Origin of the sequence: Micromonospora solifontis (assembly GCF_003725545.1) — a bacterium.
Taxonomy (GTDB): domain Bacteria; phylum Actinomycetota; class Actinomycetes; order Mycobacteriales; family Micromonosporaceae; genus Micromonospora; species Micromonospora solifontis.
In genome coordinates this window covers 16814-41427 of record NZ_RJLN01000010.1, presented here as the reverse complement: position 1 = coordinate 41427, position 24614 = coordinate 16814, and the positions used below count along the sequence as shown (strand labels likewise).

At 73.2% G+C, this 24614-nt stretch carries 24 protein-coding genes and 1 pseudogene; 1 reads left to right on the top strand and 24 read right to left on the bottom strand.

From position 1 onward, the window contains the following. Positions 1-15: 15 nt before the first annotated feature. From coaBC to pyrR, 12 genes are all read right to left on the bottom strand, one after another. Positions 16-1224 carry a bifunctional phosphopantothenoylcysteine decarboxylase/phosphopantothenate--cysteine ligase CoaBC gene (coaBC, locus tag EFE23_RS05525; protein ID WP_123239796.1) on the bottom strand — a complete coding sequence of 403 codons (1209 nt, stop codon included), beginning with the start codon at positions 1222-1224 and terminating at the stop codon, positions 16-18. A 15-nt stretch (positions 1225-1239) separates the two neighbouring features. Then, complete coding sequence (rpoZ, locus tag EFE23_RS05520; protein ID WP_013285517.1) at positions 1240-1506, bottom strand: DNA-directed RNA polymerase subunit omega; 267 nt, start codon at positions 1504-1506, stop codon at positions 1240-1242. A 45-nt stretch (positions 1507-1551) separates the two neighbouring features. After that, positions 1552-2085, bottom strand: a complete 534-nt coding sequence (locus EFE23_RS05515; RefSeq protein WP_123239795.1) for a nucleoside/nucleotide kinase family protein — start codon at positions 2083-2085, stop codon at positions 1552-1554. Between the two features lie 26 nt (positions 2086-2111). Then, a complete protein-coding gene (gene mihF / locus EFE23_RS05510; protein ID WP_046564635.1) occupies positions 2112-2429 on the bottom strand; it encodes an integration host factor, actinobacterial type in 318 nt (105 codons plus the stop codon). Positions 2430-2608: 179 nt separating this feature from the next. Continuing rightward, complete coding sequence (gene pyrF / locus EFE23_RS05505) at positions 2609-3445, bottom strand: orotidine-5'-phosphate decarboxylase (RefSeq protein ID WP_123239794.1); 837 nt, start codon at positions 3443-3445, stop codon at positions 2609-2611. A 170-nt stretch (positions 3446-3615) separates the two neighbouring features. Next, positions 3616-4890: an adenosylmethionine--8-amino-7-oxononanoate transaminase gene (locus EFE23_RS05500; RefSeq protein ID WP_123239793.1), complete on the bottom strand. Its 1275-nt coding sequence runs from the start codon at positions 4888-4890 to the stop codon at positions 3616-3618. Between the two features lie 19 nt (positions 4891-4909). Continuing rightward, positions 4910-5926, bottom strand: coding sequence for a quinone-dependent dihydroorotate dehydrogenase (locus tag EFE23_RS05495; RefSeq protein WP_123239792.1), 1017 nt, complete (start codon positions 5924-5926; stop codon positions 4910-4912). A 97-nt stretch (positions 5927-6023) separates the two neighbouring features. Beyond that, on the bottom strand, positions 6024-9416 hold the full coding sequence (carB, locus tag EFE23_RS05490; RefSeq protein WP_123239791.1) for a carbamoyl-phosphate synthase large subunit: 3393 nt from the start codon (positions 9414-9416) through the stop codon (positions 6024-6026). Beyond that, a complete protein-coding gene (gene carA / locus EFE23_RS05485; protein WP_123239790.1) occupies positions 9409-10554 on the bottom strand; it encodes a glutamine-hydrolyzing carbamoyl-phosphate synthase small subunit in 1146 nt (381 codons plus the stop codon). Before carA ends, carB begins: the two co-directional genes overlap by 8 nt. Beyond that, positions 10551-11828: a dihydroorotase gene (locus EFE23_RS05480; RefSeq protein ID WP_123239789.1), complete on the bottom strand. Its 1278-nt coding sequence runs from the start codon at positions 11826-11828 to the stop codon at positions 10551-10553. The genes carA and EFE23_RS05480 overlap by 4 nt, the downstream gene beginning before the upstream one ends. Further along, positions 11825-12751, bottom strand: coding sequence for an aspartate carbamoyltransferase catalytic subunit (locus EFE23_RS05475; RefSeq protein ID WP_123239788.1), 927 nt, complete (start codon positions 12749-12751; stop codon positions 11825-11827). Before EFE23_RS05475 ends, EFE23_RS05480 begins: the two co-directional genes overlap by 4 nt. Then, positions 12748-13332 carry a bifunctional pyr operon transcriptional regulator/uracil phosphoribosyltransferase PyrR gene (gene pyrR / locus EFE23_RS05470; protein WP_123239787.1) on the bottom strand — a complete coding sequence of 195 codons (585 nt, stop codon included), beginning with the start codon at positions 13330-13332 and terminating at the stop codon, positions 12748-12750. Before pyrR ends, EFE23_RS05475 begins: the two co-directional genes overlap by 4 nt. Positions 13333-13616: 284 nt before the next feature. Between pyrR and bldD the strand changes: the two genes are divergently transcribed. Continuing rightward, complete coding sequence (bldD, locus tag EFE23_RS05465) at positions 13617-14105, top strand: transcriptional regulator BldD (RefSeq protein WP_013285505.1); 489 nt, start codon at positions 13617-13619, stop codon at positions 14103-14105. A gap of 62 nt (positions 14106-14167) precedes the next feature. Here bldD and nusB read toward each other — a convergent pair whose 3' ends face one another. From nusB to EFE23_RS05405, 12 genes and pseudogenes are all read right to left on the bottom strand, one after another. Further along, positions 14168-14578: a transcription antitermination factor NusB gene (gene nusB / locus EFE23_RS05460; RefSeq protein ID WP_199736939.1), complete on the bottom strand. Its 411-nt coding sequence runs from the start codon at positions 14576-14578 to the stop codon at positions 14168-14170. A 23-nt stretch (positions 14579-14601) separates the two neighbouring features. Next, positions 14602-15159, bottom strand: coding sequence for an elongation factor P (gene efp, locus EFE23_RS05455; protein ID WP_123239785.1), 558 nt, complete (start codon positions 15157-15159; stop codon positions 14602-14604). A 303-nt stretch (positions 15160-15462) separates the two neighbouring features. Next, the gene (gene aroQ, locus EFE23_RS05450; protein WP_123239784.1) at positions 15463-15903 is read right to left on the bottom strand and encodes a type II 3-dehydroquinate dehydratase; all 441 of its coding nucleotides are present in this window, start codon (positions 15901-15903) and stop codon (positions 15463-15465) included. Continuing rightward, entirely contained in the window at positions 15900-16976 is a 1077-nt protein-coding gene (gene aroB, locus EFE23_RS05445) for a 3-dehydroquinate synthase (protein WP_123239783.1), read from the bottom strand. The genes aroQ and aroB overlap by 4 nt, the downstream gene beginning before the upstream one ends. Positions 16977-17069: 93 nt before the next feature. Further along, a complete protein-coding gene (locus tag EFE23_RS05440) occupies positions 17070-17264 on the bottom strand; it encodes a DUF397 domain-containing protein (protein ID WP_123239782.1) in 195 nt (64 codons plus the stop codon). Continuing rightward, positions 17261-17976 (bottom strand): annotated as a pseudogene (locus EFE23_RS05435) (helix-turn-helix domain-containing protein). The gene EFE23_RS05440 and the pseudogene EFE23_RS05435 overlap by 4 nt, the downstream one beginning before the upstream one ends. A 190-nt stretch (positions 17977-18166) precedes the next feature. After that, the gene (locus EFE23_RS05430; protein ID WP_123239781.1) at positions 18167-18676 is read right to left on the bottom strand and encodes a shikimate kinase; all 510 of its coding nucleotides are present in this window, start codon (positions 18674-18676) and stop codon (positions 18167-18169) included. Then, a complete protein-coding gene (gene aroC, locus EFE23_RS05425; protein ID WP_123239780.1) occupies positions 18673-19851 on the bottom strand; it encodes a chorismate synthase in 1179 nt (392 codons plus the stop codon). The genes EFE23_RS05430 and aroC overlap by 4 nt, the downstream gene beginning before the upstream one ends. Before the next feature lie 98 nt (positions 19852-19949). Beyond that, positions 19950-20600 (bottom strand): class I SAM-dependent methyltransferase, encoded by a 651-nt coding sequence (locus tag EFE23_RS05420; protein ID WP_204334729.1) that lies wholly within the window; start codon positions 20598-20600, stop codon positions 19950-19952. A 65-nt stretch (positions 20601-20665) separates the two neighbouring features. Beyond that, positions 20666-21559 carry a sulfotransferase domain-containing protein gene (locus EFE23_RS05415; protein WP_123239778.1) on the bottom strand — a complete coding sequence of 298 codons (894 nt, stop codon included), beginning with the start codon at positions 21557-21559 and terminating at the stop codon, positions 20666-20668. A gap of 13 nt (positions 21560-21572) precedes the next feature. Beyond that, on the bottom strand, positions 21573-23111 hold the full coding sequence (locus EFE23_RS05410) for a lipopolysaccharide biosynthesis protein (protein WP_123239777.1): 1539 nt from the start codon (positions 23109-23111) through the stop codon (positions 21573-21575). Then, entirely contained in the window at positions 23108-24601 is a 1494-nt protein-coding gene (locus EFE23_RS05405) for an O-antigen ligase family protein (RefSeq protein ID WP_233600880.1), read from the bottom strand. Before EFE23_RS05405 ends, EFE23_RS05410 begins: the two co-directional genes overlap by 4 nt. Between the last annotated feature and the right edge of the window lie 13 nt (positions 24602-24614).

The following is a 24614-nucleotide window of genomic DNA, read 5'->3' as shown; positions in this document are numbered from 1 at the left end:
CGAGGTGACCAACCGTCAGGATTGCTCAGTCAGCCGGGCGACCACGAGGTCCCAGACGGCGTCGGCCAGGTCCTCCTTGGGCTGCTCGGGCAGCCGGTGCACGGACCCGTCCGCCCCGATCACGGTGGCCGCGTTGGTCTCGGCGCCGAAGACCTTGTCCACGCCCACCTCGTTGATCACGATCAGGTCGGCCCGCTTGCGGGCGAGCTTGGCCCGCCCGTTCGCCTCGGCGTCCCCGGTCTCGGCGGCGAAGACCACCAGCACCTGCTCGGGCCGGCGGGATCGGCCCAGCTCGGCGGCGATGTCCGGGTTGGTGACCAGCTCGATGGTGGGCGCGCTGCCGTCGTCCGCCTTCTTGATCTTCCCGGCCGCGTAGGTGGCCGGGCGGAAGTCGGCCGGGGCGGCCGCCATCACCACGGCGTCCGCGTCCGCGGCCGCCGCCAGGGTCGCCTTGCGCAGCTCCTCGGTGGTGCCGACCCGGACCAGGTCCACGCCGGCCGGGTCGGCGAGCGCGACGTTGGCCGAGATCAGGGTGACCCGGGCGCCCCGGGCGACGGCGGCGCGGGCGAAGGCGTACCCCTGCTTGCCGGAGGAGCGGTTGCCGAGGAAGCGGACCGGGTCGAGCGGCTCGCGGGTGCCGCCCGCGGTCACCACGACGTGCCGGCCGGCCAGGTCGGCCGGGGCGGCGACGCCCCGGGCGAGGGCCCGGCGGGCGACCGCGAAGATCTCCGCCGGATCGGGCAGCCGGCCCTTGCCGGTGTCGGCGCCGGTGAGCCGGCCGACGGCCGGCTCGATCACCCGGACGCCCCGGGAGCGCAGCGTCGCCACGTTCGCGACGGTGGCCGGGTGCTCCCACATCTCGGTGTGCATCGCCGGGGCGAGCACGACCGGGCAGCGGGCGGTCAGCAGGGTGTTGGTGAGCAGGTCGTCGGCGAGGCCGTGGGCGGCCTTGGCGAGCAGGTCGGCGGTGGCCGGGGCCACCACCACCAGGTCGGCGTGCTGGCCGAGCCGGACGTGCGGCACCTCGTGCACGTCGGACCAGACGTCGTCGGCGACCGGCCGGCCGGAGAGCGCGGCCCAGGTCGGCGCCCCGACGAAGCGGAGCGCCGACGCGGTCGGCACGACGCGCACCCGGTGGCCCGACTCGGTGAAGAGCCGGAGCAGCTCACACGCCTTGTAGGCGGCGATGCCGCCACCGACCCCGAGGACGATCTCGGCGGTCATCGGCGCGGGTGGGGCTTACGGCTGGTCGGTCGGCTCGGCGGTGAGCAGACCCGCGTTGATCTCGCGCATGGCGATGGAGAGCGGCTTCTCCTGCGGAGTGGTCTCCACGAGCGGGCCGACGTACTCCAGCAGGCCCTCGCCGAGCTGGCTGTAGTAGGCGTTGACCTGGCGGGCGCGCTTGGCGGCGAAGATCACCAGCGCGTACTTCGAGGTCGTCTTCTCGAGAAGCTCGTCGATCGGCGGGTTGGTGATGCCCTCGGGGTTGGTGGCGATGGATCCCACGAATAACCTCTGCGTCTTTGTGCACCGCCCGGCGGCGGTGGCCGCTCAACCGCTCAGGCGCGGTTGGGCCGGAGCCAGGAAGGATGAACCGAGCAAGCCTACCAGTTCCTCCGCCGCGCGCTCGGTGCGGTCGTGCGCCACGGCGTGTGCGAACGCGGCCGCGACGGCCGGGTCCGGCCGGTACGCCGGGGGCGCGAGGAGCACCAGCCGCGCGTCCGGCCAGACGGCCCGGACGGCGAGCGCACCGGGCAGGTCCAGCGGGAGCAGCACGGGCCGCCCCTCGGCGAGTCGGGCGCGGACGGCCTCGCGCGGCACGCCGCGCCGGTACGGCCCGACCCGGCTCCACTCCAGCAGCTCGTCGGCCGCGATCATCCGGTCGAACGCGGCCGGGTCGAGGAAGAGCCGGTCGACCCCGGGCACCTCGCCGGGGCACCGGGGCCGGGTGGTCGCGGGCACGGGCCGCCACACCGACGGAAAACGCGCCCGGATCAGCTCGACGACACTCTCCCGGCCGTCCCCCGAGGGTCCGGTCAGGACAGTGAGCCGAGCCGCCGGGCGCGCCTCGTCATCCGTGCTCACCGCTTGTTTCTACACGCCTGGGGCGCTCAGTTGGCGGCGAACTCTCCAAGCAGAGCCTTGCGCTGCTGCTCGCCCAGGCCGCGCAGGCGACGGCTGTCGGCGATCTTGAGCTTCTCCATGATCTGGGTGGCCCGGATCTTGCCGATGCCCGGCATCGCCTGCAGCACGGCCGACACCTTCAGCTTGCCGACGACGTCGTCGGACTCGGCCTGCTCGAGCACCGTGGCGAGGCTGGTCTTGCCCTGCTTGAGGTCCTCCTTCAGCTTGGCACGGGCCTTGCGGATCTCCGCGGCCTTCTCCAGCGCGGCAGCGCGCTGTTCGGGGGTCAGTGACGGGAGCGGCACCAGTTCTCCTCAGGTCCCTCATGCGGTGGGCGGGGCGCACCACCGCTGCTGTGAAACGTGGTGTCGCTGGCAACCAAAGGGGTCCGTGGTTCCCAGCGCGGGGAAAACTAGCGGTCAACGGAGTTTTCGGCAACGTGGACGCGCGAAGATCAACGTAAAGTGACCGAGCCGTCAGTCAGTCACGAACCGGCCAGGGCGGCCCGGCAGTCGCCCAGCACCCGCTCGGCGGCGGCCCGCAGGGCGGCCACGTCGGGGCCGGCGCTCAGCACCTCCCGGGAGTAGGACGGCAGCACCGAGGGGAGGCTGGAACCGAAGACGGCGCGCAGGTCGGCGGCCGTGGCACCCTGCGCTCCCAGGCCGGGGGCGAGCAGCGGACCGTGCACGGCGGAGAGATCGTGACCGGTGTCACCGATCGTCGCGCCGACCACGAGACCGAAGCTGCCGAGCGGGTCGGCGCCTCGGTTGAGCTGGGAAATCTCGTCGATGACGGTCTGCGCGACGGTGCGCCCGTCGGCCCCGACGGCCCGCTGCACGGCGGCGCCCTCCGGGTTGGAGGTGAGCGCCAGGACGAAGACCCCGCCCCCGTGCGCGGCGGCCAGCTCGAACATCGGCGCGAGCGAACCTACTCCCAGGTAGGGGCTCGCGGTGACCGCGTCGACATACAGCGGGCTGGATGGATCGAGGTACGCCGAGGCGTACGCGCTGACCGTCGAGCCGATGTCGCCCCGCTTGACGTCGAGGAGAACGAGCGCACCGGAGTCCCGCAACTGTCGGATAGTTGACTCAAGGACCCCTACGCCCCGGGAGCCGAACCGCTCGAAGAACGCCGACTGGGGCTTGATCACGGCGACCCGGTCACCGAGCGCCTCCACCACCGTCCGGCTGAATCGCTCCAGTCCCTCGACGTCGTCGGACAGCCCCCAGCCGGCCAGCAGCCCGGGATGCGGGTCGATGCCGACGCAGAGCGGTCCCCGCTCGGCCACGGCCCGGTGCAGCCGGGCGCCGAAGCTCTCCATCGTGTCTCTCCCTCTCTCTGCGCGGCGTCGCGCCGCCTCTGTCCGGCGGATACGCCGCCGGTCGTCTCGTCCCGCCCGCAGCGTTCCAGCGGGGGCGTCGCCGCCCGCTGGGCCGTTAACAGGGGGCCCTTCCTCTACCGAATGCGTTAAGAAGGGGCCCTTCCTTCAGTTCAGCCCGCCTTGACCGCCGCCTCGATGCCGGCCGCGATCCGCGCCACGTCGGCGTCGTCGGTGACGTACGGCGGCATGGTGTAGACCAGGTCGCGGAACGGCCGCAGCCAGACGCCCTGGCCGACCGCGGCGGCGGTGGCCCGGGGCAGGTCCACCTCGTGGTCGAGCTGGACCACCCCGATCGCGCCGAGCACCCGTACGTCGAGCACCCCGGGCACGCCGCGCAGCGGCTCCAGACCGGCCCGCAGGCCGGCGGAGATCCTCCGCACCTGCCCGGCCCACTCCCCGGCCGCCAGCAGGCCCAGGGAGGCGTTGGCGACCGCGCAGGCGAGCGGGTTGCCCATGAAGGTGGGCCCGTGCGCGAGCACCCCGGCCGCGGAGATCCCCCGGGCCACCTCGGCGGTGCACAGGGCGGCGGCCAGGGTGAGGTAGCCGCCGGTGAGCGCCTTGCCGACGCAGAGCACGTCCGGGGCGACCCCGGCGTGCTCGGCCGCGAACATCGTCCCGGTGCGGCCGAACCCGGTGGCGATCTCGTCGAAGACCAGCAGGATCCCGTGCGCCCGGGTCACCTCGCGCAGCACCCGCAGGTAGTGCGGGTGGTGGAAACGCATGCCGCCGGCCCCCTGGACCACCGGCTCGACGATCACCGCGGCCAGCTCGTCGGCGTGCCGCTCCACCGCCTCCACCAGCGCCGCCTCGTACGCCGGGTCGGGCGGGGTGTCGAACCCACCGGGCGGCACCGGCGCGAAGACCTGCCGGGGCAGCACGTCGCCCCAGAGGTGGTGCATGCCGCCCTCCGGGTCGCAGACGCTCATCGGGTGGAAGGTGTCGCCGTGGTAGCCGCCCCGCCAGGTGCCCAGCCGGCGCCGTTCCGGCCGTCCGGTGGCCCGCTGCCACTGCAGGCACATCTTCACCGCCACCTCGACGCTGACCGAGCCGGAGTCGGCGAGGAAGACGTGCTCCAGCCCTTCCGGGGCCAGCTCGACCAGGGTGCGGGCCAGGCGTACCGCGGGCTCGTGGGTGAGCCCGCCGAACATCACGTGGCTCATCCGGCCGAGCTGATCGGTGACGGCGGCGTCCAGCACCGGATGCCGGTAGCCGTGGATCGCCGCCCACCAGGACGACATCCCGTCGATCAGCTCCCGGCCGTCGGCCAACCGCAGCCGTACGCCCTCGGCGCTGTCCACCACGTACGGCGGGCTGGCCGGCGGCAGCGCCGCGTACGGGTGCCACACGTGCCGCCGGTCGGCGGCGAGGATCTCCTCGGGCGTCACGGTCCTCCTTCGTGCCGGGTCAGCGCCGGGCGGCGGCCCGCGCCGCCGCCCGGACCAGGCCCGGGCCGCGGTAGATGAAGCCGGTGTAGAGCTGGACCAGGCTGGCCCCGGCGTCGAACATCCGGGCGGCGTCGTCCGGGTCGAGGATGCCGCCGACCCCGATCACCGGCAGCCGGCCGCCGGTCTCCCGGTGTACGAAGGCGACCACCTCGCGGGCCCGGGCGGCCAGCGGACGGCCGGAGAGGCCGCCGGTCTCCGCGCCGCGCGGCCGGTCGGCCGGGGCGAGGCCGTCGCGGGCGAGGGTGGTGTTGGTGGCGATCACCCCGGCCGCGCCGCGGTCGAGGCAGACCTCCAGCAGCTCGGCGACGGCCGGCTCGGTGAGGTCCGGGGCGATCTTCACCAGCACCGGCTTCTCCCCCACCAGGGCCGCCAGCAGCGCGTCCAGGTGGGACCGGTCCTGAAGGGACCGCAGGCCCGGTGTGTTCGGTGAGGACACGTTGACCGCGAAGTAGTCCCCGTGCTCCTTCAGCGCCCGGTACGAGGCCAGGTAGTCCTCGACCGCCTCGTCCAGCGGGGTCACCTTGGACTTGCCGAGGGAGATGCCCAGCGGTACGCCGAGCGGGCGCGGGAGCGCCGCCAGCCGGGCCGCGAGGGCCTCCGCGCCGGCGTTGTTGAAGCCCATCCGGTTGACCACGGCCTCGCTCTCCCGCAGCCGGAACAGCCGGGGCCGGGGGTTGCCCGGCTGGGCGTGCGCGGTGACCGTGCCGACCTCGACGAAGCCGAAGCCGAGCGCCGGCCAGGCCGGCAACGCGACGCCGTTCTTGTCCATCCCGGCGGCCAGCCCCACCGGGTTCGGGAAGTCCACCCCGAACACGGTGCGCGGCGCCGCCCGGAAGTACCGCCCGCGCAGCGCCGCGAGAGCGACCGGCCGCCGCGACACCGCCGCCAGCCGCCGCAGCGTCCACTCGTGCGCCACCTCCGCGTCCCCACCCCCGATGGAGAACAACCCAGCCCGCACGACCTTCTCGAAGATCACGCCGCCCTCACCCCCGATGCGGTGATCATGAAGTTGACGGCGAAGTCGATCTCCTCGACCGCCGCCAACCTCATGATCGACGCGGACGTGCGGGCGGTCATTCGCCGGACCGGAGGGCGGCGTGGAGGTCCTGGAGGGGGCGGACCTGGAGGTCGCCGCGGATTCTCGCCTCGATGCCCATGACCGCGGCGGCGGCGCCGGGAACCGTGGTGATGCAGGGGATGTCCGCCGTGACGGCGGCGCTGCGGATCTCGTAGCCGTCGGAGCGGGCGCTCGCGCCGGACCCCTGCGGGGTGTTCACCACCAGGGCCACGTCGCCGCCGAGGATCAGCGACACCGCGTCCTCGCCCTGACCCGACTCGTAGTGCTTGCGGATCTGCTCGCAGGCGATGCCGTGCCGGCGCAGCACCTCGGCCGTGCCGGTGGTGGCGACGATCTCGAAGCCCAGGTCGGCCAGGCGCTTGATCGGGAAGATCATGCCGCGCTTGTCCCGGTTGGCGACCGAGACGAAGATCTTGCCGGCGGTCGGCAGCGACCCGTACGCGGCGGCCTGCGACTTCGCGAAGGCCTGACCGAAGCCGGTGTCGATGCCCATCACCTCGCCGGTGGACTTCATCTCCGGGCCGAGCAGCACGTCGATGCCCTTGCCCGACGGGGTGCGGAACCGCTTGAACGGCAGCACCGCCTCCTTGACCGCGATCGGGGCGTCGGCCGGCATGGCGCCGCCGTCCCCGGTGGGCGGCAGCATCCCCTCGGCGCGCAGCTCGGCGATGGTGGCGCCGAGCGCGATCCGGGCCGCCGCCTTGGCCAGCGGCACCGCGGTGGCCTTGGAGACGAACGGCACCGTCCGCGAGGCGCGGGGGTTGGCCTCCAGCACGTAGAGCATGTCGCCCTGCAGCGCGTACTGGACGTTGAGCAGGCCCTTCACCCCGACGCCGCGGGCGATCGCCTCGGTGTAGCGGCGGACCTGGGCCAGGTGCGAGCCGGCCAGGGTGATCGGCGGCAGCGCGCAGGACGAGTCGCCGGAGTGGATGCCGGCCTCCTCGATGTGCTCCATCACGCCGCCGAGGTAGACGTCGCCGTCGGCGTCGACCAGCGCGTCCACGTCGATCTCGATGGCGTCGTCGAGGAACCGGTCGACCAGCACCGGGTGGTCGGGCGAGATGTCGGTGGCCCGCCCGATGTAGTCGCGCAGCGTGGCGTCGTCGTAGACGATCTCCATGCCCCGCCCGCCGAGCACGTACGACGGGCGGACCAGCACCGGGTAGCCGATCTCGTCGGCGATCGCCTTCGCCTCGTCGTACGAGGTGGCCATGCCGTGGGCCGGGGCGCGCAGCCCGGCCCGGGCCAGCACGGCGCCGAACGCGCCGCGCTCCTCGGCCAGGTGGATCGACTCCGGGGAGGTGCCGACGATCGGCACGCCGGCGTTCTTGAGCCGCTGGGCCAGGCCGAGCGGGGTCTGCCCGCCGAGCTGCACGATCACCCCGACCACGCCGGGGCCGCCGGCCGCCTTGCCGGAGGAGTCCTCGGCGTGCCAGACCTCGAGGACGTCCTCGAAGGTCAGCGGCTCGAAGTAGAGCCGGTCGGCGGTGTCGTAGTCGGTGGAGACCGTCTCCGGGTTGCAGTTGACCATCACGGTCTCGTAACCGGTGCCTTCGGCACCGGAACCGGACGCAGCGGCTGTGCCGATCGGGGCGCTTCGCAGCGCCTGCACCGCGTGCACGCAGGAGTAGTCGAACTCGATGCCCTGGCCGATCCGGTTCGGCCCGGAGCCCAGGATGAGCACCTTCGGCCGGTCCGAGGGCGCGACCTCGGTCTCCTGGTCGTACGTCGAGTAGTGGTACGGCGTGGTCGCCTCGAACTCGGCGGCGCAGGTGTCCACGGTCTTGTAGACCGGGCGGACGCCGAGCCGGTGCCGCAGGCTGCGGACGCCGTCCTCGGCGGCCAGCTCGGGGCGGAGCGCGGCGAGCTGCCGGTCGGAGAGGCCGGCCCGCTTGGCCCGGCGCAGCAGGCCGGCGTCGAGCACCGGGGCGTCGACGATCTCGGCGCGCAGCTCCACCAGCGCGGCGATCTGATCCAGGAACCACGGGTCCATCCCGCCGGACGCCTCGGCCACCTCGGCGATCGACGCGCCCAGGCGCAGCGCCCGCTCGACGGTGTAGAGCCGGCCGTCGTGCGGCATGCGCAGCGCGGCGAGGGTGTTCTCCCGGGTGGCCCCCGCCGGGTCCGGGATGGTCCAGAAGCCCGATGACTTGGTCTCCATCGAGCGCATGGCCTTGTTCAGCGCCTCGGTGAAGTTCCGGCCCAGGCTCATCGCCTCGCCGACCGACTTCATGGTGGTGGTCAGCTCCGGGTCGGCGCCGGCGAACTTCTCGAAGGCGAACCGGGGGATCTTCACCACCACGTAGTCCAGGGTCGGCTCGAACGCCGCCGGGGTCTTCAGGGTGATGTCGTTGGGGATCTCGTCCAGGGTGTAGCCGATGGCCAGCTTCGCCGCGATCTTGGCGATCGGGAAGCCGGTGGCCTTGGACGCCAGCGCCGAGGAGCGGGACACCCGGGGGTTCATCTCGATCACGACGATCCGGCCGTCGGCCGGGTTGACCGCGAACTGGATGTTGCAGCCGCCGGTGTCCACCCCGACCTCGCGGAGCACCGCGATGCCGAGGTCACGCAGCCGCTGGTACTCCCGGTCGGTGAGGGTCATCGCCGGGGCGACGGTGACGCTGTCGCCGGTGTGCACGCCCATCGGGTCGACGTTCTCGATCGAGCAGACCACCACCACGTTGTCGTGGCGGTCGCGCATGAGTTCGAGCTCGTACTCCTTCCAGCCGAGCACGCTCTCCTCGATGAGCACCTCGTGCACCGGGCTGGCGGCCAGGCCGGCGCCGGCGATCCGGGTCAGGTCCTCGTCGGTGTGCGCCATGCCGGAGCCGAGGCCGCCCATGGTGAACGACGGCCGGATCACCACCGGCAGGCCCAGCTCGGCGACGGTCTCCCGGACCTCGTCCATGGAGTGGCAGACCCGCGAGCGCGGGGTCAGCGTGGACGGGTCCTCGATACCGAGCCGTACGCCGGCCTTGGCCACGATGTCCTTGAACAGCTGCCGGTCCTCGCCGCGGTTGATCGCGTCGATGTTGGCGCCGATCAGCTCGACGCCGTACTTCTCCAGCACGCCGGCCTCGTGCAGGGCGACCGCGGTGTTCAGCGCGGTCTGCCCACCCAGCGTGGGCAGCAGCGCGTCCGGGCGTTCCTTGGCGATGACCAGCTCGACGAACTCCGGGGTGATCGGCTCGACGTACGTGGCGTCGGCGAACTCCGGGTCGGTCATGATGGTCGCCGGGTTGGAGTTGACCAGGCTGACCCGGATCCCCTCGCTGCGCAGCACCCGGCAGGCCTGCGTGCCGGAGTAGTCGAACTCGCAGGCCTGTCCGATCACGATCGGCCCGGAGCCGATCACCAGAACGTGCTTGAGGTCGGTCCGCTTAGGCATTCTTGCCGCCTTCGATGAGCTCGGCGAAACGGTCGAACAGGTAGTCCGCGTCGTGCGGGCCGGCCGCCGCCTCCGGGTGGTACTGGACGGTGAAGGCGGGCACGTCCTTGGCCCGCAGCCCCTCGACCACGTTGTCATTGAGGCAGACGTGTGACACCTGGACGCCGCCGAACTCGGTGTCGATCACCTGGTCGGGGACGACCGCCCCGGCCTGCGCCCCCGGCACCTGCACGGCGAAGCCGTGGTTGTGGCTGGTCACCTCGACCTTGCCGGTGGCCCGGTCGAGCACCGGCTGGTTGATGCCGCGGTGGCCGTACCCCAGCTTGTAGGTGCCGAAGCCGAGCGCCCGGCCGAGGATCTGGCTGCCGAAGCAGATACCGAACAGCGGGATCCGCCGGGTCAGCACCTCCCGGGCCAGGGCGACCGGACCGACCGCGGTGGCCGGGTCGCCCGGGCCGGGCGAGAAGAAGACCGCGTCCGCCCCGGTGGCGAGCAGGCCCTCGATGGTGGAGCCGGCGGGCAGCACGTGGGTGGTGACGCCGCGGGCGGCGAGCCGGCGCGGCACGTTGCGCTTGATGCCCAGGTCGAGCGCCGCGACGGTGAAGCGGTGCTCGCCCTGCGCCTCGACGACGTACGGCTCGGCGGTGGTCACCTCGGCCGACAGGTCGGCGCCGACCATCTGCGGCGACCGGCGGACCCGTTCGAGGAGGGCGCGCGGGTCGTCGTCGACGCTGGAGATGCCCACCCGCATCGCGCCGCGCTCGCGCAGGTGCCGGGTGAGCGCCCGGGTGTCGACGCCGCTGATGCCGACCACGCCCTCGGCGGCGAGCCGATCCTCCAGGTCGCCGGTGGCCCGCCAGTTGGAGCGGATCCGGGCCGGGTCGCGGACCACGTACCCGGCGACCCAGATCCGACCGGACTCGTCGTCGGACTCGTTCACCCCGGTGTTGCCGATGTGCGGGGCGGTCTGCACCACCACCTGCCGGTGGTAGGAGGGGTCGGTGAGGGTCTCCTGGTAACCGGTCATGCCGGTGTTGAAGACCGCCTCACCGAAGGTCTCCCCGACGCTGCCGTACGCCTCGCCGTGGAAGGTGCGCCCGTCCTCGAGCACGAGGATCGCGGGCCTCCGCTTGGTCATCGAACTGCCTTTCCGTCCAGGACCGTCGGCTCGCCGCGCAGGAAGGTCGCCACGATGCGACCCGGCAGCGTCATGCGGGCGTACGGGGTGTTGCGACTGCGACTGGCCAGCTCCGCCGGTTCGATGACGCGGCGGGCGGCCGGGTCGACCAGGGTCAGGTTGGCCGGGACGCCGGGGGCGGGGTCGAGGCCGTGCCCCTCCAGGCCGGCGATGCGGGCCGGGGCGCGGGACATCCGCTCGGCGATCAGGTCCCACTGCGGACCGAGCACGTCCAGCGCGATGGAGAGCGCCGTCTCCAGGCCGAGCATGCCCGGCCGGGCGTACGCCCACTCGCACTCCTTGTCCTCCACGGCGTGCGGGGCGTGGTCGGTGGCGATGATGTCGATCACGCCCTCGGCCAGCGCCGCCCGGAGGGCCGCGATGTCGTCCGCCGTCCGCAGCGGCGGGTTGACCTTGTAGACCGGGTCGTACGTCTCCGCCTTCTCGTCGGTGAGCAGCAGGTGGTGCGGGGTGACCTCGGCGGTGACCTTGACCCCGCGCGCCTTGGCGTGCCGGAGCACCTCGACGCTGCCGGCGGTGGAGACGTGGCAGATGTGCAGCCGGCTGCCGACGTGCTCGGCCAGCAGCACGTCCCGGGCGATGATCGCCTCCTCGGCGACCGCCGGCCAGCCGGTCAGCCCGAGCCGGGTGGAGACCTCGCCCTCGTGCATCTGCGCGCCCTCGGTGAGCCGGGGCTCCTCGGCGTGCTGGGCGATGACCCCGTCGAACGCCTTGACGTACTCCAGCGCGCGGCGCATCAGCTTCGGGTCGGCCACGCAGTGCCCGTCGTCGGAGAAGATCCGCACCCGGGCCGCCGAGTCGGCCATGGCGCCCAGCTCGGCCAGGCGCTCGCCGGCCAGGCCGACGGTGACCGCGCCGATCGGCTGCACGTCGACCAGCCCGGCCTCCCGGCCGAGCCGCCAGACCTGCTCGACCACGCCGGCGGTGTCGGCGACCGGCGAGGTGTTCGCCATCGCGCAGACCGCCGTGTAGCCGCCCAGCGCCGCCGCCCGGGACCCGGACTCGACGGTCTCGGCGTCCTCCCGGCCCGGCTCGCGCAGGTGGGTGTGCAGGTCGACCAGGCCGGGCAGGGCGACCAGCCCGGTGGCGTCGAGCACGGTGGCGTCCGGCGCGGCCAGCCCCGGGCCGGTCTGGGCCACGACGCCGTCGCGGATCAGCAGGTCGGTCGGCTCGGCGCCGACCAGGCTGACGTTCTTGATCAGGTACGCGGTCACCGGTTGTTCCCTCCGAGCAGCAGGTAGAGGACGGCCATCCGCACGGAGACCCCGTTGGCGACCTGTTCGACGATGGTGGAGCGGGGCGAGTCGGCCACCTCGGGCGTGATCTCCATGCCCCGGTTCATCGGGCCGGGGTGCATGACGATCGCGTGCTCGGGCAGCCGGCGCATGCGCGGCGCGTCCAGGCCGTAGCGGCGGGCGTACTCGCGGGCCGAGGGGAAGTAGGAGTCGTTCATCCGCTCCCGCTGCACCCGCAGCATCATCACCACGTCCACACCGGGTAGAACGGCGTCGAGGTCGTAGCAGACGTCGGTGCCCGGCGCGAGCGCCGCCGCGATGTCGACGGGGATGAGGGTGGGCGGGCCGACCAGGGTGACCTTGGCGCCGAGGGTGGAGAGCAGCAGCACGTTGGAGCGGGCCACCCGGGAGTGCAGCACGTCGCCGACGATCGCCACGTGCAGGCCGGCGAGCCGGCCCAGCCGGGACCGCATCGTGTACGCGTCGAGCAGCGCCTGAGTGGGGTGTTCGTGGGTGCCGTCGCCGGCGTTGACCACCGACCCGTCGACCCAGTTGGCCAGCCGGTGCGGGGCGCCGGAGGCGGGGTGCCGGACGACCACCGCGTCGGCCCCCATGGCCTGGAGGGTGAGCGCGGTGTCCTTCAGGCTCTCGCCCTTGGCCACGCTGGAGCCCTTGGCCGAGAAGTTGATCACGTCGGCGCTGAGCCGTTTGGCGGCCGCCTCGAACGAGATCCGGGTCCGGGTGGAGTCCTCGTAGAAGAGGTTCACCACGGTCCGGCCGCGCAGGGCGGGCAGCTTCTTGACCTCGCGCCCGGCGACGGTGGCCATCTCGGCGGCGGTGTCCAGGATCTGGGTGGCGGTGGCCGCGTCCAGATCGGCTCCGGAGAGCAGGTGGCGGATCATGAGGGGGTCCCCCCGTACAGCTTGACCTCGTCGGCGCCGTCGGTCTCGGCGAGGGTGACCTTGACGCTCTCGGCGAGCGCCGTCGGGATGTTCTTGCCGACGTAGTCGGCGCGGATGGGCAGCTGGCGGTGGCCGCGGTCGACCAGGACCGCGAGCTGCACGGAGGCGGGGCGGCCGACGTCGCTGAGCGCGTCGAGCGCGGCCCGCACGGTGCGGCCGGAGAAGAGCACGTCGTCGACGAGGATCACCCGCTTGCCGTCGATCCCGCCGGACGGCAGGTCGGTCGGGCCGACCGCACGGGTGGCGTGCCGGCGCAGGTCGTCGCGGTAGAGGGTGATGTCGAGCACGCCGACCGGGACGGTCACGTCCTCGAAGGTGCTGATCCGGGCGGCGAGCCGCTTGGCCAGGGGCACGCCCCGGGTGGGGATGCCGAGCAGCACGGTGTCGGCGGCGCCCTGGGTCTTCTCCAGGATCTGGTGGGCGATGCGGTCGACCACCCGCGACACGTCGGCGGCGGCGAGGATCACCTTCACCGAGGGTTGTCGCGGCGGCGACGACTGGGCAGCCGGTGGGTAGGCCACGGCGGACCTCCTTCCCCGCCTCACGGGACGGGTCGTTAAAGGACGTCTGGATGACCGGGCGGACCCCGCGGGGCCCGGACCGGGGCTTCCCGCCACGTTACCAGCGGTCACCGGGCCGGCCGTCGCCGGTACTGACCCCCGGGTCAGGGCGGAGAAATGCGGACAAGTTTCGCGTGGACCCACACCCGGCCCTCTCGAACACTTGACCGCGTGTCGCAATCCCCGTACCGTCACGCTCCGTAGCGATAGCTGGGAGAACCCCGAGCAGCACTGGGAGTGTCCGAATGCCCTCTGAATACGCCAAGTCGCTGGGCGCCCGCCTGCGCTCCATCCGCCAGCAGCAGGGCCTGTCCCTGCAGGGGGTGGAGGAGAAGTCGAACGGGCGGTGGAAGGCCGTGGTGGTCGGCTCGTACGAGCGCGGCGACCGGGCCGTCACCGTGTCCCGCCTGGCGGAGCTGGCCGACTTCTACCGCGTTCCCGTCTCGGAGCTGCTGCCCGACGGCAGCGGGGTGCGTCACGAGCCCACCAGCAAGATCGTGCTGGACCTGGAGCGGCTCTACGACGAGGCCTCCGAGGACCTGGCCTACGTCGCCCGGTACGCCCGGGCCATCCAGCAGCAGCGCGGCGACTACAACGGCCGGGTGCTCTCCATCCGCGCCGACGACCTGCGCGCCCTGGCCATCGTCTACGACGCCTCGCCGTCGGGCCTGATCGAGCGGCTCACCGAGCACGGTGTGCTGGTCGCCGACCCGCGGGCGTTCTTCGCGTCCTGACCTACCGCTGTCGCACACCGAGGGCCCGTGCCGTCCGGCACGGGCCCTCGGTGTCTGTCGCCTCAGCGGGTGGCGTACTCGGCGATCCGGCCGAGCAGGCCGTTGAGGAAGCGCGGCGAGTCGTCGGTCGACATCTGCCGGGCCAGCTCGACGGCCTCGCTGATCGCCACCGCGTCGTCGATCTCGTCGACGTAGAGCAGCTCGTACACGGCGATCCGGGCGAGGTTGCGGTCGACCACCGGCATCCGGTCCAGCGTCCAGCCCTCGGCGTAGCTGGCGATCACCTCGTCGATCCGGTCGAGGTGCGCCGCGACGCCCTCGACCAGGCTCACCGCGTAGCCCAGGTGCTCCGGGCGGGGCTTCTCGATCCGCTCGATGTAGCCGGCGAGCACCTCGACCGGGGGCCGGTCCCGCAGATCGGCCTCGAAGAGCACGTCCAGCGCCCGCTTGCGCGCCTTGCGGCGCGCCGGCATCTGCTGCTTGGGACCCTCGGCCATCAGGCTCGGCCGAGGTAACGGCCGTCGCGGGTGTCGACCTTGATCTTCTCGCCGGTGGTGATGAAGAGCGGCACCTGCACGGTCGCGCCGGTCTCGACGGTGGCCGGCTTGTTGCCGCCGGTCGACCGGTCGCCCTGCAGGCCCGGCTCGGTGTAGGTGACCTCGAGCACCACGGAGGTCGGCAGCTCGATGTAGAGCGGCACGCCCTCGTGGGTGGCGACGGTCGCCTCGGCCTCGGGAAGGAGGTAGTTGGCGGCCTCGCCGACGGTGCCGCCGGGGACGGTGATCTGGTCGAACGTCTCCAGATCCATGAAGACGTAGTCCTCGCCGTCGGCGTACAGGTACTGCATGGTGCGCTTGTCGACGGTGGCGGTGTCGACCTTGGTGCCCGCGTTGAAGGTCTTGTCGACCACCTTGCCGGACAGCACGTTCTTCAGCGTGGTACGCACGAACGCGCCACCCTTACCGGGCTTGACGTGCTGGAACTCGACGACGGCCCACAGCTCGCCGTCGAGGTTGAGTACCAGGCCGTTCTTGAGGTCGTTGGTGGTGGCCATTTCCTGCCTTGATCATCAATTGGCGGACAGACCTGGAAAGTCTACTAGCTGTGTCGAACCGGGGCCGCCGCGCTGCGCGCGGCCCCGACCGGCCACCCCCGCCTACACCTGGCCGGCGTGCCGAACATCACTCAGAGCGACCGCACCGGCCACCCCGGCGGGAAGGAGGCCCGCCGGCGCCGCCGGGCCGATGACGGACAGCCACGAAGGCAGCGAACACCGAACGCAAGCGCCGCCGGGCGCGAACGAGGCGGGCCACCGCCGGGTCGGGCGCGGACGGGGCCGGGCGCGGACGGGGCCGGCTCAGGCGCCGGCGTCCCGCCGGGCCGCCAGGTGGTGCAGGGCCAGCCGGTAGCCGTCCACGCCGAGGCCGCAGATCACCCCGGTGGCCACCGCCGACACCACCGAGTGGTGCCGGAACTCCTCCCGGGCGTGGATGTTGGAGATGTGCACCTCGACCAGCGGGCCGCGGAGCATCGCGCAGGCGTCCCGGACGGCGATCGAGTAGTGCGACCAGGCGGCCGGGTTGAGCACCACCGCCGCTTCCTCGTCGGCCGCCTCGTGCAGCCAGCCGAGCAGCTCGTGCTCCGCGTCGGTCTGCCGGACCACCACGTCCAGCCCCAGCTCGCGGCCGGTGTCCACGCACAGGTTCACCAGGTCGGCGTAACTGGTCACGCCGTAGACGTCGACCTGGCGGGTGCCGAGCCGGCCCAGGTTCGGCCCGTTGAGCACGTACACCCTCATGAGCTGATCTCCCGGTACGCCTCCTGCAGCAGCTCGTCCGGCGGGCCCTCCAGGATCGCCGGGCGGGCCAGCCCGTCCAGCACCACGAACCGCAACGTGTTGCCCCGGGCCTTCTTGTCCACCCGCATCGTGGCGAGCAGCTCCGGCCAGGCGTCCGCGCGGTAACCGGTGGGCAGCCCGAGCGCGCCGACCACCGCCCGGTGCCGCTCGGCGGTGGCCGCGTCGAGCCGGCCGGCCAGCCGGGCCAGGGTGGCGGCGTAGATCAGACCCACCGCGACGGCATGCCCGTGCCGCCAGCGGTAGCCCTCCACCTTCTCGATCGCGTGGGCCAGGGTGTGCCCGTAGTTGAGCACCTCGCGCACCCCGGACTCGCGCAGGTCCCCGGAGACCACGTCCGCCTTGACCCGCACCGCCCGCTCGATCAGCTCCCGGGCCACCGGCCCGGTCGGGTCCAGCGCGGCCGTCGGGTCCCGCTCGACCAGGTCGAGGATCACCGGGTCGGCGATGAACCCGCACTTGACCACCTCGGCCATGCCGGCGGCCAGGTCGGCCGGGGGCAGGCTGTCCAGGGTCGCCAGGTCGCAGATCACCCCGGCCGGCGGGTGGAAGGCGCCGACCAGGTTCTTGCCGGCCGCCGTGTTGATCCCGGTCTTGCCGCCCACGGCCGCGTCGACCATGCCCAGCAGCGAGGTCGCCACCGGCACCCAGCGCACCCCGCGCAGCCAGCAGGCCGCGACGAAGCCGGCCAGGTCGGTGACCGCCCCGCCACCCACCCCGACCACCGCATCGGTACGGGTGAAGCCCGCCTCACCCAACCGGTCCCAGCAGGCCGCGGCCACGTCCACGTGCTTGCCCGACTCGGCGTCCGGCACCTCGATCAGCAGCGGCGACACCCCGGCCGCGCGAACCCGCTCGGCGAGCCCCTCCGTCAGGGCCTTGAGCGGGGGCGCGTGCAGGAACGCCACCCGCTCCGCGCCGGGCAGCAGCCGCGGCGGCGGGTCGAGCAGGTCGCGTCCCACCAGCACCTCGTACGGCCGTTCGCCGCCGACCGGGATCCGGGTCACCTCGTCCATCGCGGGCAGCCTAGCCGAGCGGGCGATGCCCGGGCGGCGAGTGTCCACAACGTGGGGCGGATCGGACGAAACAAGAAGCCGGTCGCGGCCGGACTACGAGCGGGTGCTGGCGTATCCGAGGAACGCGCGCCAGGCGCCGGGGGCGAAGGTCAACACCGGCCCCTGCCGGTCCTTGCTGTCCCGGACCAGCACCCGACCCGGCAGGTTGTCCGCGACCTCCACGCAGGCACCGCCGGTGTCACCGGACCGAGTCGACGTCCGCCAGCGAGGGCCATCGGTGATGGTCATGGGGTCACCTTCAGCTTCGTGATCAGATCCAGCGAGGCCCGCTCGGATACAGCCTCACCCAGCAGGCTATCCCACTTACGCCGGACCAGATGCAACGTGTCCGGGTCGTCAACGACCCTGCCCCGGGCGATGTCTTCCAGGTAGAGAATCTGTTCCCCGTCGGTCAGATCCGCCAGCAGAAGGTTGCCGGTAAGGCCGACGTAGGCGCCAGCCTCGTTGGGGATGACATGGAGGTGGACGTGCGGGAGCCGGGCGATTTCCAGCAGGTGCCCAAGCTGTGCATCCAGGACCGCGGTCCGCCAATCGGCCGGCGCAGCGCACCCTCGTCCAGAATGAAGATGCATTCTGGGGGATCGTCGCGGGTCAGGAACTGCTGCCGCTCCATCCGTACGCTGACCAGCTCGTCCACCTTGTCCGACGGATTCAGGCCGCCGGCCGAGATGATCGCCCGGGCGTACTCCTCGGTCTGGAGCAGTCCCGGGATCAGGCAGGGCTCGAAGGCGCGCAGCCGCGCGGCTTGCGACTCGTAGGAGCGCCAGGTGGCGAACCAGCTCGGCGAGCGTTCCCGGTCGGCCGCCTCCAGCAGCTCGGTCAGCAGGCCACCGGTCTCCAGCACCTGGTCCGCCGCGATCGCGAACTCCCGGGTCGGCCTGCGCCGGCCGGTCTCGATCGCCGCCACCGTGGACGGACTCCACTTGACCAGGCTCGCCATCCGCTCCTGGGAGACGTCCGCACTCGCCCGCGCGGCCTTCAACGCGCGGATCCACATGTCGAAGTCCACCCACGCACTCCCTCTGCAAGCGTACGAACGCGCTCCGTAGTATGCCCCGGCATTCTCCACTGTGGGTGGCAGGCGGTCCAGGGGCTCCCCGGCGGTGCGCGGGAGCGGCGTCCCGCACGGGTCAGGGCTTGAGCAGGGCGGCGATCTCGGCGGCGATCTCCTCCGGGGTACGCCCGTCGGTGACCACGGTCGCGGTCGCCACCTCGGCGTACAGCGGGCGGCGCTGCTCCATCAGGTGCTTGAGCGTGGCGCGCGGGTTGAGCGCAAGCAGCGGCCGCCCGGCGCCCAGGCCGACCCGCTTGACCGCGTCGGGCAGCTCCACCGACAGGTGCACGACGGTGTGCCCGATCAGCGCGGCCCGGTTCTCCTCGGCGAGGACCGCGCCGCCGCCGAGGGCTAGCACCCCCGGGTGCGCGGCCAGCGCCGCCGCCACCGCGGCCCGTTCGAGGGTACGGAAGTGCTCCTCCCCCTCGTCCACGAAGATCTCCGGGATCGGCTTGCCGGCCAGCTCCTCGATGTCGGCGTCGGTGTCCCGGAACGCGACGCCGAGCGTCGCGGCGAGCGCCTCCCCGACGGTGGTCTTGCCGGAGCCGGGCGCCCCGACCAGCACGCAGACCGGCCGGGTGCTCATTTGATCACCAGGTTGTCGAGGTAGCTCGCCAGGTTGCGGCGCATCTCGGCGACCGAGTCGCCGCCGAACTTCTCCACCGCCGCCTCGGCCAGCACCAGCGCCACCATCGCCTCGGCGACCACCGCTGCGGCCGGCACCGCGCAGACGTCCGAGCGCTGGTTGATCGCGGTGGCCGGCTCGCCGGTGGTGACGTCGACCGTGGACAGTGCCCGGTTCAGCGAGGAGATCGGCTTCATCGCCGCCTTCACCCGCAGCGGCTCGCCGGTGGTGATGCCGCCCTCCAGGCCGCCGGCCCGGTCGGTCACCCGGCGTACCCCGGTGGCGGTCGGGATGATCTCGTCGTGCGCGGCGGAGCCCCGGGACCGGGCCTGCTGCCAGCCGTCGCCGATCTCCACCCCCTTGATCGCCTGGATCGACATCAGCGCGGTGGCCAGCCGGGCGTCGAACTTGCGGTCCCACTGCACGTGGCTGCCCAGGCCCGGTGGCACCCCGTACGCGAGCACCTCGACCACGCCGCCCAGGGTGTCGGCGGCCTTCTTCGCGGCGTCGACCTCGGCGACCATCCGGGCGCTGGCCTCCGGGTCGAGGCAGCGCAGCGGGTCGGCGTCGATCCGGACCGCGTCCTCCGGGGTCGGCCGCAGGCCCGGCTTCACGGCGACCGGTCCCAGCTCCACCACGTGCGACACGATGTCGACGCCGAGGGCCTGCTTGACCAGGGCCTTGGCGACCGTGCCGACGGCGACCCGGGCGGCGGTCTCCCGCGCGCTGGCCCGTTCCAGGATCGGCCGGGCGTCGGTGTGGCCGTACTTCTGCATGCCGGCCAGGTCGGCGTGGCCGGGCCGGGGCCGGGTCAGCGGGGCGTTGCGGGCCTGCCGGGCCAGCTCCTCCGGGTCGACCGGGTCGGCGGCCATGACGGTCTGCCACTTGGGCCACTCGGAGTTGCCCACCCGGATCGCCACCGGGCTGCCGATCGTCACGCCGTGCCGCAGCCCGCCGATGATCTCGATCTCGTCCTGCTCGAAGGACATCCGGGCGCCCCGGCCGTAGCCGAGCCGGCGCCGGGCCAGCTCACCGGCGATCTCCCCGGTGGTCAGCTCGATGCCGGCGGGCACCCCCTCGACCAGCGCGACGAGGGCGGGTCCGTGCGATTCACCTGCGGTCAACCAGCGCAACACAGCGGTCAGTCTGTCACGCCCGGTGGCCGCCCCGATGCGCCGCCCGTCCTGTCCCGCCCTGCGGACACGGACGTCCGCAGGGCGAGGCAGGCGGCGGATCAGGCGGTCCGGACCGCGATGATCGACTTGGTCAGGCCGAGCATCCGCTCCGCGCGAATGGTGGAGTCCGGGAAAAGGTAGCGAAGCTCCGCCCGGCCGATCAGCTCGGTGGTCAGCACCTGCCTCATCGCCGCCTCCCAGGACTTGCCCGGCGTGTACGCCAGCGGCCACTTCCGGGCCACCGCCACCCGGGCCGGCACCGGCAGGAACTGCATGCCGGGGGCCACCCAGTGCGGCTCGACCGGGAAGTACCGGTACGGGGTCTGCACCCAGTGCCGGGGAGCCAGCGCCCGGATCGCCTCGGCCATCCGGCGGCGCCGCTCGTGGCCGCCGACGTGCTCCAGCACGCTGTTGCTGAACACCAGGTCGTAGCGGCGGTTCAGGATGGCCGGCGGCAGCTCGCAGGCGTCGGCGTGGTCGGCCTCCGCCCAGTCGGGCAGTTCGGCGGGCAGCGGCTCCAGGTTGACCACGTGCACGTGCTTCGGCCGGACCGGGACCTTCGTCCAGCTGCCCAGCCGGCCGCCGAGGTCCAGCACGGACATCTCGGCCAGGTCGGGGAAGGTCTCCGAGAGCCACATCGCCCGCTTCGCCCGGCGCTTCGCGCCGTACGAGTCCGGGGAGTCGACCAGGCGGAACCGGAGCGCGTGCAGGGATCCCCTGCGCTCGCGGGGGGTCGTGGTGTTCTCGTCGGTGGTGCGGGTGCCGCTCGCCACGGTCAGTTCCCCCAGTCGAAGGTCATGCCCAGCCGGTCGGCGAGGGCGTTGTTATGCGGTGCGTAGTACCGGGTCAACTCGTCCCGGACGGCCGGGTCCATGGCGCTGCTGCGCCGGTCGTTGAACACCTCGTACCGGTCGAGCCGGTACGGCGGCAGGTCGAGGAACTCCAGCACCCGGGCGTACGTGGCGGCCGGCTCCCGGTACAGCGTCTCGCTGGGCAGGATCAGCAGCTGCGCCGGGTCGAACCGGTCCAGCCACGGCTCCAGGTGCTCCAGGTAGCGGCCCCGGGCCCGGTAGCTGTACCAGTCGTAGGCGTTGCTCACGTACGTCGGGTCGGCGATCAGCTTCTCCCGCTCCCCCGCGGTCCGCTCCTCCTCGGCGGCCAGGGCCTCGGCGAAGCCGAGCGGCTCCACCCCCTCGGTGCGCCGTTCCTTCCAGTGCGAGTACGCACGCTCCACCGGGTCGCGCAGCAGCACGATCAGCTTCACCGCCGGGATCAGGTCGGCGACCCGCCCCGGCGCGAGGGGGTGGAACATGTACAGCGGGGCCGCCTCCCCCACCCGGGTCAGCCCGCCGTGCCGGCGTTCCAGGGCCTCCCGCTGCCGGCGGGTCGGGAAGTGCGAGCGGTACCACGCCTCCCCGCGGCTGAAGGTGTCCTCGAAGTAGTGCGAGGTCTTGGTGTTCCAGGCCGGGAAGAGCCGGGGCACGAGCGGGTGCTCCAGCAGGTAGCGCCAGAGCGAGGTGGTGCCGCCGCGCTTGGTGCCGATGATGAGGAAGTCCGGCAGCGGGCGCCGGTCGCTGGTGCGTTCCCCGTACCGGACCAGGGACTCGCGCACCCCGGTCAGCACCGGGGTCGGCACCAGCCCCTTGACCCGGTCCCGCAGCGTCGTCATCGCGTCCTCCTCGTCATCGCGGTCCCCGTCCCAGCAGGGTGGGCACGGCGGCGCGTGCCCGTCGGCGTACCCCGGGGTGCAGCAGCAGCACGACGGCGAGCAGCGCCGCGACCCCGAGGGTGAGGAACAGTCCGGCCACGCCGCGGCCGGCCACCGCGGCGCCCGCGCCGGCCAGCACGGCGGTGCCGGCGGCGGCCAGCACCGCGGTCCGCAGCACGGTACGGGTGACCAGCGGCTCGCCCACCACCCGCCGGGCGGCGGCGGTGGCGATGAGGTTCTCCACCACGATGCCGACGGTCCAGGCGACGGCGGCGCCGAGCGCGCCGTGCGGCGGGATCAGCACCAGCGCGAGCCCGACGTTGAGCAGCAGTCCGGTGGCGGCGGCCAGCAGATGCCGCCCGCTGCTGCCGCTCATCAGCAGCAGGGTCTGCACGATCCCGGTGCCGGAGTTGACCAGCATGGCCCCGGCGAGGACCGCCATGGCCGCGCTGCCGGTGGTGAAGTCCGCCCCGAAGAGCCGCAGGAAGCCCGGCGCGAAGACGGCCAGCAGCAGGTACCCGGGCCAGGAGAGCGCGATGATCACGGCGGTGATCCGCTGGTAGACCGCCGCCGCCTCCGCCGTGCGGCCCTGCCCGAGCAGCCGGGACAGCTGCGGCGCCACGGACACCCGCAGGCCCTGCATGACCAGCAGGCCGGCGAGGGCGTACCGGCCGACCGCGCCGATCACGCCGGCCGCGGCCTGGCCGGCGAGGGCGGCGGTGAGCAGCACGGTCAGCCACATGCTGCTGGCGTCGATCGTCGCCGACGCGGCGCGGGGCAGGGCGAAGCCCCAGAACCCGTGCCAGTCCGCCCGCACCGGGCGCAGCCTCGTCCCGGCCGTCAGCCCGAGCGGGCCGACCAGCAGCGCCACGCAGGCCAGCACCGCCAGCGCGACCGGGGCGAGCCAGCCGGCGAAGGCGACGGTCACCCCGGCGCCGGCGACCAGCGCGGCGCCCACCAGCGCCGGGCGGGCGGCCGGCACCAGGACGTACTGGACGGCGACCAACGCGGCGACCGGGCGGACCGCGCGCACGGCGGCGAGCAGCACGGTCATCGCCACCACGAACGGCAGCCCGGCGAAGGCCAGTCGGAGCAGGTCGTCGCCGTCCGTGGTGCCGGTGTCGAAGAGCACCGGAGCGAGCGTCCCGGAGAGCGCGACGCCGGCCGCCGCCACGGCGACGGTGAGCAGCAGCGTCGGCGCCAGGGCCACGGGCAGCAGCCGGGCCGCGTCGCCGTCCGGCCCACGGGTACGCCGGGGCAACGCCCAGACGAGCGCGGTGTCCGCCCCGGCGCAGCAGAGCACACCCACGATGGCCACCACGCCGATCGCGGTGAACATGGCGCCGGAGCCGGCCGGCCCGAGCCCCCGGACGATCACCACGGTCAGCACGAAACCGAGCAGGCCGTTGACCGCCGCCCCGGCCAGCCCGACCAGCCCGCTGCGGGTGCTGCGGCGCACCTCCCGCTCGCCGCTGGTGGCGGTGGCCACGGTCGGCGTACCCGATGCGGTCATGTCGTCCCCTCCCCCGCCGCCGGCTCGGTGGCCGGTTCCGTCGCCGCCTGCGGCGGCTCCGCCGCGTCCGGCGCGGCTGCCGGAGGGCCGGCGGTGCGCAGCGGGACGGCCGCCACCCCGGTGGCCGAGGCGTCGCGGATCGCCCGGTCCGGGACGGCGGCGCGGCCGAAGCCGCGGGTCCGCCACGGGTTCAGCGGCGCCGGCCGGGACAGGCGGGACGGGCCGAGCGCGGTCCGGTTCACCGGGCCGGCGACGGCGGCCAGCCCGGCGCCCACCGCGAAGAAGATCAGCGACAGGTTCGGGTCGATGTAGGCGTAGACCGGGATCACCACCAGCGCGATCACCGGTACGGTGCTCAGCCAGTGCCCGGCGGGCGAGACCGCGGCGGCCAGCCGCCGGGCGACCAGCACCAGCCAGCTCACGAAGACCAGCAGGGCCGGGATGCCGTGGCTGTAGAGGATCTGCCAGATCAGGCCCTGGGTGCCCAGCGGCTCCTCGGCCAGGGTGGTGTCCACGCTCTTCGGCGCGCCGTAGCCGAGCAGCGGTGAGCGTTGCACCGCCTGCCAGGTCCGCACGTACAGGTCCATCCGGTCGACGTTGGTGTCGGTGCTGCTGACCCGGGCGTTGATCATTTCCTGCACGGGGACGACCAGGCTGACGATCCAGACCAGCAGGACCAGCCCGCCGATCGACACGATCAGCCGGGCGTTGCCCCGGAGCAGGGCGCGCAGCGCCAGGTAGAGCAGCCCGGCGCCGAGGCCGAGGAACATGCCCCGGTTGAGGGTCAGGAACGCCGGCACCACCGACAGCGGCAGGGACACCCACAGCGCCACCCGGAACCGCCCGGTCCGCACCGAGGTCAGGTACGCCAGCACGCACGGCACCAGCAGCGCGTACGCGGTGCCCCAGTTGTTGGTGTACGGGTACGGCGCGGCGGTGCGGTAGATCGGCGTCCGGGACAGCGGGTTGAACTCGTTGGCGTGGACGTGGGTCAACGCCTGGATGTACCGCTCGCCGGCCACCCCGCCGGGCAGGGCCAGCTCCACCGGCGTGGTCAGCGCGAGGGTGGGCACCAGCACGGCCAGCCAGCCCAGCGCCACGATGCCCAGCCAGTACCAGCCGAGCGGGCGCAGCACCCGGTCCCAGGGGGTGCCCTCGCGGACCAGCGTGTACACGTACACGCAGACCACCAGGGCGGTGACCAGGAATCCGTAGCGCAGCCCGAAGGTCAGGTACGCGGTGGCCCGGTCCAGCCGGGTGGCGCTGAGCAGCACCAGGACGAGGAAGACCAGCCAGCAGGCGGTCCCGGCGGGCAGTGGCACCCGGCCGCGGGTCACCAGCAGGGCGAGCAGGGCGACGCCGAACGCCGACCAGCCCAGGTAGAACGCGCCGAGCGCCCACCAGAGCGGCACCAGCGCGAACATCACGGTGAGCGGCCAGACCGGCAGCGGCGGCGGGCCGGGCGCGGGCCGCGCGGCGCCACCGGTCATCGGCCGCGCGGTG

Bases quoted from the DNA above. Each gene is read 5' to 3' on its own strand.
- coaBC (WP_123239796.1), bottom strand. From the start codon at position 1,224: ATGACCGCCGAGATCGTCCTCGGGGTCGGTGGCGGCATCGCCGCCTAC.
- pyrF (WP_123239794.1), bottom strand. From the start codon at position 3,445: ATGGAGAGCTTCGGCGCCCGGCTGCACCGGGCCGTGGCCGAGCGGGGA.
- carB (WP_123239791.1), bottom strand. From the start codon at position 9,416: ATGCCTAAGCGGACCGACCTCAAGCACGTTCTGGTGATCGGCTCCGGG.
- carA (WP_123239790.1), bottom strand. From the start codon at position 10,554: ATGACCAAGCGGAGGCCCGCGATCCTCGTGCTCGAGGACGGGCGCACC.
- EFE23_RS05475 (WP_123239788.1), bottom strand. From the start codon at position 12,751: ATGATCCGCCACCTGCTCTCCGGAGCCGATCTGGACGCGGCCACCGCC.
- bldD (WP_013285505.1), top strand. From the start codon at position 13,617: ATGCCCTCTGAATACGCCAAGTCGCTGGGCGCCCGCCTGCGCTCCATC.
- nusB (WP_199736939.1), bottom strand. From the start codon at position 14,578: ATGCCGGCGCGCCGCAAGGCGCGCAAGCGGGCGCTGGACGTGCTCTTC.
- efp (WP_123239785.1), bottom strand. From the start codon at position 15,159: ATGGCCACCACCAACGACCTCAAGAACGGCCTGGTACTCAACCTCGAC.
- aroQ (WP_123239784.1), bottom strand. From the start codon at position 15,903: ATGAGGGTGTACGTGCTCAACGGGCCGAACCTGGGCCGGCTCGGCACC.
- aroB (WP_123239783.1), bottom strand. From the start codon at position 16,976: ATGGACGAGGTGACCCGGATCCCGGTCGGCGGCGAACGGCCGTACGAG.
- EFE23_RS05440 (WP_123239782.1), bottom strand. From the start codon at position 17,264: ATGACCATCACCGATGGCCCTCGCTGGCGGACGTCGACTCGGTCCGGT.
- EFE23_RS05430 (WP_123239781.1), bottom strand. From the start codon at position 18,676: ATGAGCACCCGGCCGGTCTGCGTGCTGGTCGGGGCGCCCGGCTCCGGC.
- EFE23_RS05415 (WP_123239778.1), bottom strand. From the start codon at position 21,559: ATGACGACGCTGCGGGACCGGGTCAAGGGGCTGGTGCCGACCCCGGTG.
- EFE23_RS05410 (WP_123239777.1), bottom strand. From the start codon at position 23,111: ATGACCGCATCGGGTACGCCGACCGTGGCCACCGCCACCAGCGGCGAG.
- EFE23_RS05405 (WP_233600880.1), bottom strand. From the start codon at position 24,601: ATGACCGGTGGCGCCGCGCGGCCCGCGCCCGGCCCGCCGCCGCTGCCG.